The 14365-nt window shown below is 72.1% G+C and carries 14 protein-coding genes; 5 read left to right on the top strand and 9 right to left on the bottom strand.

What is annotated here, in order from left to right; translation table 11 throughout:
- Nucleotides 1–13 precede the first annotated feature (13 nt).
- The gene (locus tag ACFPP6_RS05170; RefSeq protein WP_382037731.1) at nt 14–1882 is read right to left on the bottom strand and encodes a glycoside hydrolase family 15 protein; all 1869 of its coding nucleotides are present in this window, start codon (nt 1880–1882) and stop codon (nt 14–16) included.
- A gap of 107 nt (nt 1883–1989) precedes the next feature.
- Nucleotides 1990–2364, bottom strand: a complete 375-nt coding sequence (locus tag ACFPP6_RS05175; RefSeq protein WP_382037622.1) for an arsenate reductase family protein — start codon at nt 2362–2364, stop codon at nt 1990–1992.
- A gap of 119 nt (nt 2365–2483) precedes the next feature.
- On the opposite strand from ACFPP6_RS05175, the gene ACFPP6_RS05180 reads away from it, so the two are divergent.
- On the top strand, nt 2484–2783 hold the full coding sequence (locus ACFPP6_RS05180; protein ID WP_382037624.1) for a hypothetical protein: 300 nt from the start codon (nt 2484–2486) through the stop codon (nt 2781–2783).
- A 136-nt stretch (nt 2784–2919) separates the two neighbouring features.
- On the top strand, nt 2920–3675 hold the full coding sequence (locus ACFPP6_RS05185; RefSeq protein ID WP_382037625.1) for an SDR family oxidoreductase: 756 nt from the start codon (nt 2920–2922) through the stop codon (nt 3673–3675).
- 129 nt (nt 3676–3804) lie between these two features.
- On the opposite strand, the gene glnA is transcribed toward ACFPP6_RS05185, so the two are convergent.
- Nucleotides 3805–5214, bottom strand: a complete 1410-nt coding sequence (gene glnA, locus ACFPP6_RS05190; RefSeq protein ID WP_382037627.1) for a type I glutamate--ammonia ligase — start codon at nt 5212–5214, stop codon at nt 3805–3807.
- 398 nt (nt 5215–5612) lie between these two features.
- Here glnA and ACFPP6_RS05195 point away from each other — a divergent pair, with 398 nt between their 5' ends.
- Entirely contained in the window at nt 5613–6080 is a 468-nt protein-coding gene (locus ACFPP6_RS05195) for an RDD family protein (RefSeq protein WP_382037629.1), read from the top strand.
- Nucleotides 6081–6163: 83 nt separating this feature from the next.
- On the opposite strand, the gene ACFPP6_RS05200 is transcribed toward ACFPP6_RS05195, so the two are convergent.
- The 4 genes from ACFPP6_RS05200 to lipB all read right to left on the bottom strand — a co-directional run bounded on the left by ACFPP6_RS05200 (nt 6164) and on the right by lipB (nt 9305).
- Nucleotides 6164–6847, bottom strand: a complete 684-nt coding sequence (locus ACFPP6_RS05200) for a DUF4191 domain-containing protein (RefSeq protein ID WP_382037631.1) — start codon at nt 6845–6847, stop codon at nt 6164–6166.
- 10 nt (nt 6848–6857) lie between these two features.
- Nucleotides 6858–7118, bottom strand: a complete 261-nt coding sequence (locus tag ACFPP6_RS05205; protein ID WP_058044740.1) for an SCO2195 family GlnR-regulated protein — start codon at nt 7116–7118, stop codon at nt 6858–6860.
- Between the two features lie 269 nt (nt 7119–7387).
- Complete coding sequence (lipA, locus tag ACFPP6_RS05210; protein ID WP_382037633.1) at nt 7388–8353, bottom strand: lipoyl synthase; 966 nt, start codon at nt 8351–8353, stop codon at nt 7388–7390.
- Between the two features lie 154 nt (nt 8354–8507).
- Nucleotides 8508–9305, bottom strand: coding sequence for a lipoyl(octanoyl) transferase LipB (lipB, locus tag ACFPP6_RS05215; protein WP_382037635.1), 798 nt, complete (start codon nt 9303–9305; stop codon nt 8508–8510).
- 341 nt (nt 9306–9646) lie between these two features.
- Here lipB and ACFPP6_RS05220 point away from each other — a divergent pair, with 341 nt between their 5' ends.
- Nucleotides 9647–11086, top strand: coding sequence for a regulator (locus ACFPP6_RS05220; RefSeq protein ID WP_382037636.1), 1440 nt, complete (start codon nt 9647–9649; stop codon nt 11084–11086).
- A 274-nt stretch (nt 11087–11360) separates the two neighbouring features.
- On the opposite strand, the gene ACFPP6_RS05225 is transcribed toward ACFPP6_RS05220, so the two are convergent.
- Complete coding sequence (locus ACFPP6_RS05225) at nt 11361–12686, bottom strand: NAD(P)/FAD-dependent oxidoreductase (RefSeq protein ID WP_382037637.1); 1326 nt, start codon at nt 12684–12686, stop codon at nt 11361–11363.
- Between the two features lie 173 nt (nt 12687–12859).
- Nucleotides 12860–13768 (bottom strand): TIGR01777 family oxidoreductase, encoded by a 909-nt coding sequence (locus ACFPP6_RS05230; RefSeq protein WP_382037639.1) that lies wholly within the window; start codon nt 13766–13768, stop codon nt 12860–12862.
- Nucleotides 13769–13831: 63 nt separating this feature from the next.
- Between ACFPP6_RS05230 and ACFPP6_RS05235 the strand changes: the two genes are divergently transcribed.
- Nucleotides 13832–14326 carry a GNAT family N-acetyltransferase gene (locus ACFPP6_RS05235; protein WP_382037641.1) on the top strand — a complete coding sequence of 165 codons (495 nt, stop codon included), beginning with the start codon at nt 13832–13834 and terminating at the stop codon, nt 14324–14326.
- The last annotated feature ends 39 nt before the right edge of the window (nt 14327–14365 follow it).

A 14365-nucleotide genomic window follows, 5' to 3' on the forward strand; every position in this document is an offset into this window, starting at 1 on the left:
CCGGCGCCCGGCGTCAGCCCGCCTGCCAGTGCCGGGCCGCCGGGCCGTGGTGTGCCGCGAGGGCTCGGTCCAGGTTCGTCGCGGCGCTGATCAGGGCGAGGTGGGTGAACGCCTGCGGGAAGTTCCCGAGCGCCTCGCCCGCCGGCCCGATCTCCTCGGCGTAGAGGCCGAGGTGGTTGGAGTGCGTGATCATCTTCTCGAAGACGTAGCGGGCCTCGCCGATCCGGCCGGAGCGGGCCAGCGCCTCCACGTACCAGAACGAGCAGAGGTTGAACGTCCCCTCGCTGCCGTCCAGCCCGTCGCCGCCGTCACGGCCGTCGGTCCGGTAGCGGTGCACGAGGCTGTCGCTGACCAGCTCCTCCTCGATCCGCCGCACCGTGGACAGGAACCGCGGGTCCTTGGGCCCGGAGAACTTCACCAGCGGCATCACCAGCAGCGAGGCGTCGAGCGTCCCGCAGTCCGGGTACTGGCAGTAGGCGCCGTCCTCCGGCGACCAGCAGCGGTCCTGGACGAACCGGTAGGCCGCCGCGGCGGTGTCCCGCCACTGCTCGACGGGGGCGGGCATGCCGCGGTGCCGCGCGATGCGCATGGCCCGCTCGAAGGCGACCCAGGTCATCAGCGCGGAGTACGTGAAGCGCCGCCGGCCGCCGCGGGTCTCCCAGATCCCGTCGTCGGGCTCCTCCCAGTTCTTCTGCAGCCAGTCGAGCTGGCGGCCCAGCGCCTCCCACAGCTCGTAGGAGATGGGCTCGGCGTGCTTGTTGTACAGGTAGACGGAGTCCATGAGCTCGCCGTGGATGTCGAGCTGGGTCTGGCGGGCCGCGGCGTTGCCGATGCGGACCGGGCGCGCGCCGCGGTAGCCGCACAGGTGGTCCAGGACGGTCTCGGGCAGGTCGGCGCGGCCGTCGATGCCGTACAGCACCTGCAGCCCGGTGCCCGGCGGGGCCTGCACGCAGCGCCGGTGGAGCCAGTCGATGAAGGCGGCGGCCTCCTCGGTGAAGCCCAGCCGCATCAGCGCGTAGAGGGTGAAGGCGGCGTCCCGGATCCAGGTGTAGCGGTAGTCCCAGTTGCGGCCGCCGCCCGGCGCCTCGGGCAGGGACGTGGTCGGCGCGGCGACCAGGGCGCCGGTCGGCTGGTGGACGAGCAGCTTCAGGGCCAGCGCCGAGCGCTCGACCGCCTCGCGGTAGCGGCCCCGGTACTGCGACTGGCGCAGCCAGCCGTCCCAGTACTGCAGCGTCTTGTCCAGCAGCCGGGCGGCCTCCGCACCGTCGAGCGGGCGCAGGACGCCCTCCCGTACGGCCCCGTCCCCGTCCCACTGCGCGGCGAGCTCCAGCGACTGCCCGGGCTCCAGGGTCACCGTCGCGCGGGCGGCCGCGCCGTCGGGCGTCAGGGGCACGGAGGAGCGCAGCACGAGGAAGCCGGCGGGTCCGGTGAAGATCACTCCGGCGTTGCCCACGGTGCCGGTCTCGTGCGGGGCCCGGCCGTAGTCGAAGGCGGGCCGGCAGTACACGTCGATCGTGGCCCGGCCGCGCAGCACCCTCACCTGGCGGACGATCTGGCGGACGCCCGAGGAGGGGCAGGAGGGGTGGTCGGGGACCATGAAGTCGTACAGCTCGGCCACGGACTCCTGGCCGAGGAAGCGCGTCAGCAGCACGTTCGAGTCCGGCATGTACATCTGCTTGGTGCGTTCCGCGCCGCGGACCGCGACGGAGAACGATCCGCCGCGCTCGGCGTCGAGCAGGGAGCCGAAGACGGAGGGCGCGTCGAAGCGCGGCAGGCAGCACCAGTCGATCGTGCCGTCGACGCCGACGAGCGCGACGGTGTGCAGGTCGCCGATGATCCCGTGGTCCTCGATGGGCAGGTAGCCGGGGCGGGTCCCGGGTATGTGCTTCACGGGCGCCTCCTGGGTGGGGGCATGCCTCACCACCCGTTATACCGCCGGCGACGGCACGGCGCCCGGTGGAGCCCCGGCCCCCGGCCGCGGTCCCGGCCTCAGCCGGAGGCCTGCGACCGGGACAGCGCTTCCCGCACGGCCTCCTCCGTACGGGCCACCACCGCCGTCCCGTCGTCGGCCGTGATGATCGGCCGCTGGATGAGCTTCGGGTGCCCGGCGAGGGCGCCGATCCACCGCTCGCGTGCGCCCTCGTCGCGCGGCCAGTCCTTGAGGCCGAGCTCCTTCGCCGCGGCCTCCTGGGTCCGCGTGATGTCCCACGGCTCCAGGCCGAGGCGGTCGAGCAGCGCGCGGAGCTCGTCCTCCCCGGGGACGTCCTCGAGGTAGCGGCGGACGGTGTAGCCGGCGCCCTCGGCGTCGAGCAGCCCGATGGCGCTGCGGCACTTCGAACAGGCGGGATTGATCCAGATCTCCATGCCCCACACCGTACCGCCTGCCCTGCTCAAATCCCTTCTGAGCTGGGGCGATTGTCAGTGGGGGGCAGTAAAATCGAAGACAGACGAGAGAGGTTACGAACCCCTCAGGAGGAACGCCGATGGCCGTTGCCGCACCCACTCTTCCCGACCTTCCGGAGGCTCCGGAGCTTCCGGCCCTCGCCACCCTGCCGAAGGAGCCGATGCCCGCGGGCCGCCCCCGCGGCTGGTACGAGGCGCACAACCGCCAGCTGAAGGCGATGCGCCTGGCCATCGCCCTGCTGCACAGCGGGGTGTACCGCCCGGAGCAGGCGAGCAACCGCAGGATACGGGCGACCGCCGTCCGCATCGGGGTCCACGCGCCCTCCGACACGACGTGCCGGGCCGTGCGCTCCCTCATCCACGACGCCGCCAACTACTAGCAGCCAACTCCTGGCAGCCCACTGCTGACGGTCACTGAACGGAAGGCACGGGCCTCTCCCGGCCGCCCGCATGCGAACCCTTGAACCTGCCCATAACGTGGCAAGAGGGTCGTCATGTCGTCACTGGGAGAGGCCCATGCCTGCTCGTACGCTCAAGGACAAGGTCGTCGTCATCGGCGGCGCGTCGAGGAACCTCGGCGGCCTCGTCGCCCGGGAGATCGCCCCGGACGGCGCCAAGGTCGTCGTCCACTACAACAGCGATTCCTCCCGCGACAAGGCGGAGCAGACCGTCGCGGACGTGAAGAAGGCCGGCGGCGACGCCTTCGCCCACCAGGGCGACCTCACGAAGGTCGCCGAGGTCGAGGAGCTCTTCGACGCCGCGGTGCGGACGTTCGGCAAGGTCGACTGCATGGTCAACACGGCCGGCATGGTCATCAAGAAGCCCATGACCGAGACCTCGGAGGAAGAGTTCGACAAGATGTTCGCCGTCAACACCAAGGCGGCGTACTTCATGATGCGCGAGGCCGCCAAGCGCATCGAGCGCGACGGGGCCATCGTCACGATCGTGACCTCCCTGCTCGCCGCCTACACCGGCCTCTACTCCGTCTACGCCGGCAGCAAGGCCCCCGTCGAACACTTCACCCGGGCCCTCTCCAAGGAACTGTTCGGCCGGAACATCTCGGTGAACAACATCGCCCCCGGCCCCATGGACACCCCGTTCTTCTACCCGGCCGAAACCGACGATTCCGTCGCGTACCACAAGTCCTCGTCCATGAACGGCGACCTCACCAAGATCGAGGACATCGCCCCCTACGTGAAGTTCCTGCTCACCGACGGCTGGTGGCTCAACGGCCAGACCCTCTTCATCAACGGCGGCTACACCACCCGCTGACCCTGCGGGCCCCGGCGCCCGAAATGGCGACCGCCCCCGGCGCGGCCGCACACCCCGGAAAGACCGCCGGCCGTGCCTTCCCCGAGGGGAGGGCACGGCCGGCGGGAAATCGCGGGACCTGCGGGGTTCTTAGATGTCGAAGTACATCTCGAACTCGTGCGGGTGCGGGCGGAGCTGGATCGGGGCGATTTCGTTGGTGCGCTTGTAGTCGATCCAGGTCTCGATCAGGTCGGAGGTGAAGACGCCGCCGGCCTGGAGGTACTCGTTGTCCTGCTCCAGGGCGTCGAGGACGGCCGGGAGGGAGGTCGGGACCTGGGGGACGTTCGCGTGCTCGTCGGGGGCGAGCTCGTAGAGGTCCTTGTCGATCGGCTCGGCGGGCTCGATCTTGTTCTTGACGCCGTCGAGGCCGGCCAGGAGGAGGGCCGAGAACGCGAGGTACGGGTTCGAGGACGGGTCCGGGGCGCGGAACTCGACGCGCTTGGCCTTCGGGTTGGAGCCCGTGATCGGGATGCGCATGGCGGCGGAGCGGTTGCGCTGGGAGTAGACCAGGTTGACCGGGGCCTCGAAGCCGGGGACCAGGCGGTGGTAGGAGTTCACCGTCGGGTTGGTGAAGGCCAGCAGCGACGGGGCGTGCTTGAGGATGCCGCCGATGTAGTAGCGGGCGGTGTCCGAGAGGCCCGCGTAGCCCTGCTCGTCGTAGAAGAGCGGGTCGCCGTTGCTCCACAGGGACTGGTGGACGTGCATGCCGGAGCCGTTGTCACCGAAGATCGGCTTGGGCATGAAGGTCGCGGTCTTGCCGTTGCGCCAGGCGACGTTCTTCACGATGTACTTGAAGAGCATCAGGTCGTCGGCGGCGGCGAGCAGGGTGTTGAACTTGTAGTTGATCTCCGCCTGGCCGGCCGTGCCGACCTCGTGGTGCTGGCGCTCGACCTGCAGGCCGGCCTTGTCCAGCTCCAGGGAGATCTCGGCGCGCAGGTCGGCGAAGTGGTCGACCGGCGGGGCCGGGAAGTAACCGCCCTTGTAGCGGACCTTGTAACCGCGGTTGTCCTCGACCGCACCGGTGTTCCAGGCGCCGGCCTCGGAGTCGATGTGGTAGAAGGACTCGTTCGCGGCGGTGTTGAAGCGCACGCTGTCGAAGACGTAGAACTCCGCCTCCGGGCCGAAGTACGCGGTGTCCGCGATGCCCGTGGAGGCGAGGTAGGCCTCGGCCTTCTTCGCGATGTTGCGCGGGTCACGGCTGTACTGCTCGCCGGTGATCGGGTCGTGGATAAAGAAGTTGATGTTGAGCGTCTTGTCCCGGCGGAAGGGGTCGACGCGAGCCGTCGACAGGTCCGCGCGCAGCGCCATGTCGGACTCGTGGATGGCCTGGAAACCACGGATCGAGGAGCCGTCGAAGGCCAGCTCCTCGGCCGGGTCGAACGCCGCAGCCGGGATCGTGAAGTGCTGCATCACGCCGGGCAGGTCGCAGAACCGGACGTCGACGAACTTGACGTCCTCGTCCGCGATGAACTTCTTGGCGTCGTCGCCGTTCTGGAACATCCAACTCCTCCTAGCCCGCCCGTGAACGGCCGGGGTTGTTTCGGTGGCGCGGTCCCTGTGCGGATTCGTGCAGGCTCCGCAGGTGCAGTTCCCATGCAGTGGTGCGCGCTGGGGCCGACCCTAGAGAGACGGGATTTCCCGGGCATGACCCATTTGTTTCGCCGAGGTTAACCGGGATGCGGCCGGTACGTGCTCTGAAACACGGTCGTGGGGCGGATACGGATACGGATACGGAAACGGATACGGCGGATACGGAAACGATCACGTAAGTGATCACGGAAGCGATCGCAGAGGTGACCACGGAAGCGGAGGCGGCATACGGTCGCGGACGCGGCGCGGGGCACGGACGTGCGACCCCGGGCCGAAGGGAACGAATGCGGGCGCAGTACCGTGGACGGGTGGACAACAGGCAAGCAATCGGCTCATGGCTCTCCGGCCCGCGCGCGGCCGCCGAGGAGATGGGCGTCGACTTCGGGCACCGGGGCGAGCGCCTCGGGCTCCCGGCGGACGGGCCCGGCTCCATCGCCCCGCTCGGACGGCGCTTCGGCGCCGTTTTCATCGACTGGGCGCTGTGCATGCTCATCGCCTACGCCCTCCTCGCGGACGGCAAGCCCCAGCAGGCGGGCAACTGGGCCCTGCTGATCTTCTTCGTACTCAGTGTCGTCACTGTCGGTACGATCGGCTGCACCCCCGGCAAGCGCCTCCTCGGGCTGCGCGTCATCAGCGAGGGCGGCGGACGCCTCTCGCTGCCCCGCGTCCTGTTCCGCAGCGTACTCCTCGCCGTGGTCATCCCGGCCGTCATCTGGGACCGCGACACCCGCGGCCTGCACGACCGCCTCTCCCGCGCCGTACAGGTGCGGATCTGACCGCACGCACACGCATCACAAAAGCGGGCGGGGCGGATCCGAAAGGATCCGCCCCGCCCGCTTCGATTTCCTGCCTCCGCGCCTCAGCGGCCCTTCGGCGCCCGCGCGCCCTTGGGCAGCGGGCCCTTCGGGATCGGCATGTTCTTCATGGGGTCGCCCATGGCCCGCAGGCGGTCGGTGGTCGCCGTGACCTTGGCGCCGGGCACCACGCGCGGCAGCTTGGCCAGCGTCGTGCGCAGCTTCTTCAGGGGCAGCTGGCCCTCGCCGTTGCCGATGATGAAGTCGTGCACGGGGACGTCCGTCACGATGCGCGCCATCTTGCGCTTCTCGGCCGCCAGCAGGCCCTTGACCCGGCCGGGGTTGCCCTCGCCGATGAGGACGATGCCGGCCTTGCCGACGGCCCGGTGGACCATGTCCTCGTCACGGTTGAACGCGACGGCGGTCGTGGTCGTCCACTGCCGGCCCATCTGCTGTTCCAGGATGGACGCGGCGGCCCCCCGCACGCCCTCGAGCTTCTGGTTGTAGGCGCGCTGGGCGCGCTGGCCGAAGACGATCGCCATCGCGAGGAACGCCAGCAGGACGCCCAGAAGGCCCAGGTAGACCGGGTGGCCGATCGCGAAGCCCACGGCGAGCAGGACACCGAGGGTCACGATGCCCACGGCAGCGACGACGAGACCGACCTTCGGGTCAGCCTCTCGCGTCAGCTTGTACGACAGGGCGATCTGCTGCAGTCGCCCCTGCTTCTCAGGTGTTGCCTTCCTCGCCATAAGGCGAAGTTTACGTCGCCTGCGGACCGGGGGCCGCCACGGCCTCCAGCACGTGCTGCGCCTCGCGCCTGTCCTTGGCGCGGCGGCGGTCCTCCAGCACCGCGGTCCAGGCGTTGCGCCGGGCGGTGCGCTGGCCGCCGCGCATCAGCAGCCCTTCCAGGGCCCGCAGGGCCCCGGTGACGGACGGAGGCCGGACGGAGAGCGTCGCGGGGAGGGTGGAAGCGGCGCGGGTGGCTGTCGCCATCGCTGCCTGGGCGGGCGCGGCCTGCATGTCGTGGTCCCCTCGGGAGCGGAAGTGAATCATTGGGCAGCGGGGGGCTGGCGGTGCGTACCGACGGAGAAGTGTGCTGGGAAACGCCGTGCATGGGAACTGCTGTGCGTGCCCCTATCGTCACCGAACGGTGTTACCAACGCATGACCTCTTGGTCAAACACCTATGAAACGTTGACGCGGCCCGCATCGTCCCCACCGCTCTGCGGGGGGTGATGCGGGCCGCGTCCAATGCCGTGCCGGGGAGGCGTCCGTGCAGGTCGGAGCCGGTCAGACCGCCTGGGCGGAGGGCGCCGCCGCGCGCCGCTCCATCGCCTGCTGGTAGAGGCGGCCGGCCCGGTACGACGAACGGACCAGGGGGCCGGACATGACGCCGGCGTAGCCGATCTCCTCGGCCTCCTGCTGCAGCTCGACGAACTCCTGCGGCTTCACCCAGCGCTCCACCGGGTGGTGCCGCGGCGACGGCCGCAGGTACTGGGTGATCGTGATGAGTTCGCAACCCGCCTCGTGCAGGTCGCGCAGCGCCTCGGTGACCTCGGCCCGCTCCTCGCCCATGCCCAGGATCAGGTTGGACTTGGTCACCAGGCCGGCCTCGCGGGCCTTGGTGATGACCTCCAGCGAGCGCTCGTAGCGGAAGCCGGGGCGGATGCGGCGGAAGATCCGGGGGACGGTCTCGACGTTGTGCGCGAAGACCTCGGGGCGCGCGGCGAAGACCTCCTCCAGCAGCTCGGGGACCGCGTTGAAGTCAGGCGCGAGCAGCTCGACCTTCGTCCGGCCGCTCTCGCGCTCCGCGGTCTGCAGGTGGATCTGGCGCACGGTCTCGGCGTAGAGCCAGGCGCCGCCGTCCGCCAGGTCGTCGCGGGCGACGCCGGTGATCGTGGCGTAGTTCAGGTCCATCGCGACGACCGACTCGCCGACGCGGCGCGGCTCGTCACGGTCCAGGGCCTGGGGCTTGCCGGTGTCGATCTGGCAGAAGTCGCAGCGCCGGGTGCACTGGTCGCCGCCGATGAGGAACGTCGCCTCGCGGTCCTCCCAGCACTCGTAGATGTTGGGGCAGCCCGCCTCCTGGCAGACGGTGTGCAGACCCTCGCGCTTCACCAGGCCCTGCAGCGAGGTGTACTCGGGGCCCATCTTCGCCCGGGTCTTGATCCACTCGGGCTTGCGCTCGATGGGGGTCTGGGCGTTGCGGACCTCCAAGCGCAGCATCTTGCGTCCGTCGGGTGCGACTGCCGACACGTCCGGCTCCCTATGGCTTCGATTCTTCGGCGGACACCAGGGTACGCCCGATATTTCCTACGCTCTTACTCGTATGCCCAAGGCAACTCATGGAACCCGGGCCACATTCCCTCCCACCGGCCCCACCGGCCTCGGCCGGTCGGCGCCGGACGGGCTAGCCCGCCGCGGTCTCCACGACCCGCGGCAGCGGCTGCGCCGTCTCCAGGATCTCCCGCAGGTGCTTCTCCACCACGGGCAGGACCTCGGCCACGGACACCCGCCGGCCCAGCTCGTTCGACAGCGAGGTCACGCCGGCGTCCCGGATGCCGCAGGGCACGATCCGGTCGAACCAGGTGTTGTCAGGATCACAGTTCAGCGCGAAGCCGTGCATCGTGACGCCCTTGGCGATCCGGATGCCGATCGCGGCCAGCTTGCGGTCCTCGCGGCGCTGGCCGGCGTTCGAGGGGGCGTACTCCGGGCCGTTCAGCCGGGGGTCGAACTCCTCGTCGGTCAGCCGGGGGTCGAAGTCCAGGGACAGGCCGCCGATCGCGGGGCGCTCCTCGACGGGGTCGCCCAGCACCCAGACGCCGCTGCGGCCCTCGACGCGGGTGGTCTCCAGGCCCAGCTCGGCGCAGGCGCGGATGAGCGCCTCCTCCAGCCGGCGGACGTGGGCGATCACGTCCACCGGGCGCGGCAGCTTGAGGATGGGATAGCCGACGAGCTGGCCCGGGCCGTGCCAGGTGATCTTCCCGCCGCGGTCGACGTCGACGACGGGCGTGCCGTCCAGGGGGCGCTCGCTGTCCTCCGTGCGCCGTCCCGCGGTGTAGACCGCCGGGTGCTCCAGCAGCAGGCAGGTGTCCGGGACCTCGTCCGCGAACCGGGCGGCGTGGACCCGGCGCTGCTCCTGCCAAGCCTCCTGATACTCGACGGCGTCCGCCCCGAAGCCCAGGTGGACGAAGCGCAGCTCATTCACGGCGGCTCCTCAGCTCCTCTTCGACTCTGCTCCGACTGTGCCGTGCCCCCGTACGCCCCCGGTGAGGGCGCGCAGGTGGCGCGTATGGCGCGTATGGGTGCATCTCGCGTGAATTCCCACGCTCTCGACGCGCCCTTGCCACTGTACGGCGGCCCGCGGGCATCGCCGCAGGCGGGCGGCGCACCGCGGGCGGAGGGCGAGTGGGGTCCGGACCGCCCTCCGGGTGTATTTGATCTGTCCTCACACGATCGGATGAATGCGGGGCGAAGGTAGCGATCAGGGCGTTGAGGACCGCTAAGTTCGCGCCGTTCCAGAACGAGATCAGGGAGACCGGCAGGCTGATGACGGAACGACCCCCGCAGCGCATCCCCAACCGTCAGCTCGCCGCGTTGATCGCGGAGGCGGGCTTCTCCAACGCAGGGCTGGCTCGGCGAGTCGATCAGTTAGGGCTTGAGCACGGCCTCGACCTGCGTTACGACAAGACGTCCGTCACCCGCTGGCTGCGCGGCCAGCAGCCCCGGGGCACCACCCCGGCGCTGATCGCCGAGGTGTTCACCCGGCGGCTCGGGCGGCGGCTGTCCGCGCAGGACCTGGGCCTGGACGCCTGCGCCCCGGTGTACGCGGGGCTCGAATTCGCTGCGTCGCCGGAGGAGGCCATTGACATCGTCAGCGGCCTCTGGCGCAAGGACTCCGGCAGCCACACCGAGCTCCGGAAGATCGCCTTCACCCCGGCCGGGCTGGTGGTGCCCAGCCGGGACTGGCTGATCGGCCGGGCCGACGAGCGCGTGGCCCGCGGCGCCCCCGCCTCCGAAGGAGGCCGCGTGCCCGCCCAGGGGCGCGGCCACCCGCCCCGCCAGCGGCACGTCGAGCGCGGCCCCGGCGGCCGGGTCTCGATGGGCGACATCGCCGCGCTGCGCTCGGTCGGCGAGCTCTTCCGCACGCTCGACCACGCCTACGGCGGCGGGCACGCCCGCCAGGCCCTCGTGCGCTACCTGGAGCACGAGGCCGAGCCGATGCTGCGCGGCACGTACGGGGAGGCGACGGGGCGGCGGCTCTTCGCCGCCGTCGCCGACCTCACCCGGCTCGCCGGATGGACGTCGTACGACATCGCCGCGCACGGCCTGGCGCAGCGGTACTTCGTCCAGGCGCTGCGGCTCGCCCAGGCCGCGGGGGACCGCGCCTACGGCAGCTACGTGCTCGTCACCATGAGCCGGCAGGCCGTCTACCTCGGCCACGGCCGGGAGGCGGTGCAGCTGGCCAGGGTCGCCCAGCAGGGCATCGGGTCCAGCGCCCCGTCCGTCGTGCAGTCGCTGCTGCACGCGGTGGAGGCGCGCGGGCACGGCGTCCTCGGCGAGGTACGGGCCTGCTCGGCGTCGCTGGCGCGGGCGGAGCGGGCGCTGGAGTCCTCCCGGCCGGGGGACGACGTGCCGTACTGGGCCCGGTTCTTCGACGAGGCCCAGCTGGCGGACGAGTTCGGGCACTGCCACCGCGACCTCCAGCAGTACCGGGCCGCCGCGCAGCACGCGGAGCGCTCCCTGCAGCTGCGCAGCCAGGCGTACGCCCGCAGCAGGCTCTTCTGCCGCGTGGTGCTGGCCACGGCGCGGCTGGGCCTGGGCGAGCTGGAGCAGGCGTGCCAGCTGGGCGCGGAGGCGGCGCAGGCGGCGGCCGAGATGCGGTCGGTGCGGGCGCTGGAGTACATCCGCGACTTCGAACGGAGGCTGGAGCCGTACCGGGACGCGGCGGCGGTCCGGGCGTACCGGGAGAAGGTGGCGGCGCTGTAGCCCGTGCGGGGTCCCCTCGCCGGGGCGGGCCCGCCACCGCCGGTTCGCCTGCGGCGGGGCTGTTACGGCGCGCCGGCCGGGGGGCGCTCGGCACCGCCGGGATCCCCGGTGGGGGCTGGGCGCCGTTGCGGCGGGTTCAAGAGGCCGGGCCTCTTGGGCTCCGGGGGCCCTTGCCTTCGGCGGGCAGTCTTTTGCCGCAGGCAAGAAGATCCCGCCGCCACGGTGCTCAGCCCCCACCGGAGGTGACCGGCGGTGCCGGACAGGCTCGGCCCGGCTACGCCGCCTGCAGCTCCTCCGTGTCCTGCGGGGCCCGGATGCCCAGGTCCCGTAGGACTGCCAGGGCGGCCCTTCGGCCCGAGAACAGGGCTCCCTGGACCGTGCTGGTGTCGCGGTGGTCGCCGCAGACGTACAGGCCCGACAGCAGCCGCACCGGCCGGCGCACGTCGTGGGGGGCCGGCATGGCCGGAACCGCTTCCGGGTCGTGGTGGGCCGCGAGGAGCTGCCAGCCGGCGGCCGGGGCGCCGTAGACGCGGGCAAGCTGGGCGCGCGCGGCGCGGTCGAGCTCGGCGAGGGGCAGGCCCGCGGCCGCGCCCAGCACCGTCGAGGTGATCAGGGGCCGCCCGGCGGGCGCCCGCGAGGGGTCCACCTCGCTGGTCACCATGGTGTGGGCGACAGGCCCGCGGCGGCCCGCGGCGATGATGAGCGAGGCCTCGCGCAGCGGCGGCTCGTCCGCGGTGTGGTGGAGCACGGTCACCGGGTGGAAGCCGGGCAGCCGCAGGCCGGGGATGAGTCCGGCGGCGGCGCGGGCGCCGGTGGCCACGACGACCGAGCGGCACCGCAGGACGCCGTGCTCGGCGGTGGTCACGGAGGTGGTGCAGGCGGCCTTGGCGTGGACGCCGGTGCGCACCGTGCCGGGCGGCAGCAGGTCCGCCAGCAGCGCCGGTACGGTGTCGGCCCCGCCGGCCGGCAGACAGAGGCGGCCACGCGCGTAGCCCCGCAGGACGAGGTCGGCGCAGCGGCTGGACGTGCTCAGGTCCGGATCGCACAGCAGGGACGCCAGCAGGGGCCGCAGGAACGTCTCGACGGTGCGGGCGGGCAGGCCGCGGCCGGCGAGCGTCTCGGCGGTGGGCCGGTCGGGCCGGGCGAGGACGCGGTGGGCGGGCAGGGCGGCGAGGCGGCCCAGCGCGGTGCCCAGCCGGGCCTGGTCGAGGCCGCCGGCCCGGGGCGCGCGCGCCGCCGTCGCGAGGGCCCGTGCCGTGGTGAACGCGCGCTTGGCCGTGCGGGGTTCGGCCGTGCGCTGGTTGCGCCCGTCGGCATGGACGAGGACCCCCGGCGTGAACGGCTTCAGGACGAGCGCGTCGAGGCCGGGGGTGCGGAGGAGCTCCGGGAAGGAGGTGTTGAGCAACTGGGCCGTGCGGTCCAGCCGGAAGCCGTCGGCACGGTCGGTGGCCATCCGCCCGCCGACGTGGGGGGCGGCCTCCAGGACGGCGACCGTAACCCCTGCGGCCGTGAGCCGGTGCGCCGCCGAGAGCCCGGCGAGGCCGGCTCCCACGATGACGACGTCGGCGTCGATAGCGGTGTCGCGTGCGCTGCTGAGCACGTGCCCTCCCGGGTTCGGTCCGCTCGCTCGGTGCCCTGATGCCCTCAACGGGCAGTGGCGATGCGCGATTTGACTTGACCGTAGAGAGAAATTCGGTCAATAACAGTCGCGCACGGACAGGGCACGGTCGCACGGCGGGTAGCACGGCCACCGGCCGCGTGCGCGGTCCGGGGTCAGCGTGTGTCCGCCAGCGCCGCTCGTACGGCGCTCTCGATGTCCGGGTAGGTGAAGGAGAACCCGGAGTCCAGCAGCCGCCGGGGCACGACCCGCTGACTGCCCAGCACGTCCGTGGCCATTTCGCCGAGGGCCAGCCGGAGCAGCGGGGCGGGCGCGGGGAACAGCGCCGGGCGGTGCAGCACGCGCCCCATCACCTCGGTCACCTGACGGTTGGTGACCGGATGGGGGGCGGTGAGGTTGACGGGCCCGGCCACGTCGTCGGCCTCCAGGAGGTGGCGGAGCGCGGCGACGTGGTCCTGCAGGGCGATGAAGCTCCAGTACTGCCGCCCGTTGCCGAGACGGCCCCCGAGGCCCGCCCGGAAGAGGGGGAAGAGCTTCGCCCACGCGCCGCCCTCGCGGGCCACGACCAGCCCGGTGCGCGCGAAGACGGTCCGTACGCCCGCCTCGGCCGCGGCCCCGGCCGCGTCCTCCCACTCCTGGCAGACGCCGGCGAGGAAGCCGTGCCCGGGCGGGGTGCCCTCGTCGGCGAGCCGGTCGCCGGTGTCGCCGTAGATCCCGATCGCGCTGCCGCTGACGAGCACGCGCGGCGGGGTGTCGAGGGAGGCGAGGGCCTCGGCGATCGCGGCGGTGCCGAGGACGCGGCTGTCCCGGATCTCCTTCTTGTAGGAGTCCGTCCAGCGGTGGTCGCCGACGCCCGCGCCCGCCAGGTGCACCACGCCCGTACAGCCGGCGAGGCCGGAGGTGTCGACGGTCTGCCGCAGGGGGTCCCAGGAGACCTCGCCCCGCGCGCGGGCTTCGCGCCGCACGAGGCGTACCACCTCGTGCCCGTCCGCCCGCAGGGAGCGCACGAGCGCCGTGCCGATGAGCCCGGTGGAACCGGTGATCGCGATCCGCATACGCCTCATCCTGCCCGCGGGTCCCGAAAAAATGGCAGAGGGATCGTGGGGCGCGCCTGGCACAGTGGCCCCATGGTGAATCCGATCATCCGTACGGCCGCCGAGGCCGACGGCGCAGCCCTCGCCGAGCTGGACCGGCGCACGTGGTCCCCCCTGCACGCGGTGCAGCCGCGGCCCGAGCCGCCGTACGAACCGTTCTTCACCGAGCGGAACCGGCCGGAGCACATCCTGGTGGCCGAGGCCGGCGACCGGCTCGCGGGCTACATACGGCTCGTGGTGCCCACGCCGCTCGCCTGCAACGCCCACGTGCGCCAGATCCAGGGGCTCGCGGTGGACGACGACTTCCGCGGGCAGGGCGTCGCCCGGGCACTGCTGCGCGCGGCGGCGGAGGAGGCGCTGCGGCAGGGAGCGGTCCGGCTCACGCTGCGGGTGCTCGGGCACAACGCGCCCGCCCGGAGCCTGTACGCCTCGGAGGGCTTCGTCGAGGAGGGCGTGCTGCCGGGGGAGTTCCTGCTGGAGGGCGCCTACGTGGACGACGTGCTGATGGGGCGCTCCCTCACCCCCTGAGCCGGCGCTCCCTCGTTCCCTGAGTCACGCTCCTGCTCC

Origin of the sequence: Streptomyces aureoversilis (assembly GCF_042657885.1) — a bacterium.
Classification (GTDB): domain Bacteria; phylum Actinomycetota; class Actinomycetes; order Streptomycetales; family Streptomycetaceae; genus Streptomyces; species Streptomyces aureoversilis.

Coding starts and splice junctions, on each gene's coding strand:
- ACFPP6_RS05175 (WP_382037622.1), bottom strand. CDS start 2,364: ATGGAGATCTGGATCAATCCCGCCTGTTCGAAGTGCCGCAGCGCCATC.
- ACFPP6_RS05180 (WP_382037624.1), top strand. CDS start 2,484: ATGGCCGTTGCCGCACCCACTCTTCCCGACCTTCCGGAGGCTCCGGAG.
- ACFPP6_RS05185 (WP_382037625.1), top strand. CDS start 2,920: ATGCCTGCTCGTACGCTCAAGGACAAGGTCGTCGTCATCGGCGGCGCG.
- glnA (WP_382037627.1), bottom strand. CDS start 5,214: ATGTTCCAGAACGGCGACGACGCCAAGAAGTTCATCGCGGACGAGGAC.
- ACFPP6_RS05200 (WP_382037631.1), bottom strand. CDS start 6,847: ATGGCGAGGAAGGCAACACCTGAGAAGCAGGGGCGACTGCAGCAGATC.
- ACFPP6_RS05205 (WP_058044740.1), bottom strand. CDS start 7,118: ATGCAGGCCGCGCCCGCCCAGGCAGCGATGGCGACAGCCACCCGCGCC.
- ACFPP6_RS05220 (WP_382037636.1), top strand. CDS start 9,647: ATGACGGAACGACCCCCGCAGCGCATCCCCAACCGTCAGCTCGCCGCG.
- ACFPP6_RS05230 (WP_382037639.1), bottom strand. CDS start 13,768: ATGAGGCGTATGCGGATCGCGATCACCGGTTCCACCGGGCTCATCGGC.
- ACFPP6_RS05235 (WP_382037641.1), top strand. CDS start 13,832: ATGGTGAATCCGATCATCCGTACGGCCGCCGAGGCCGACGGCGCAGCC.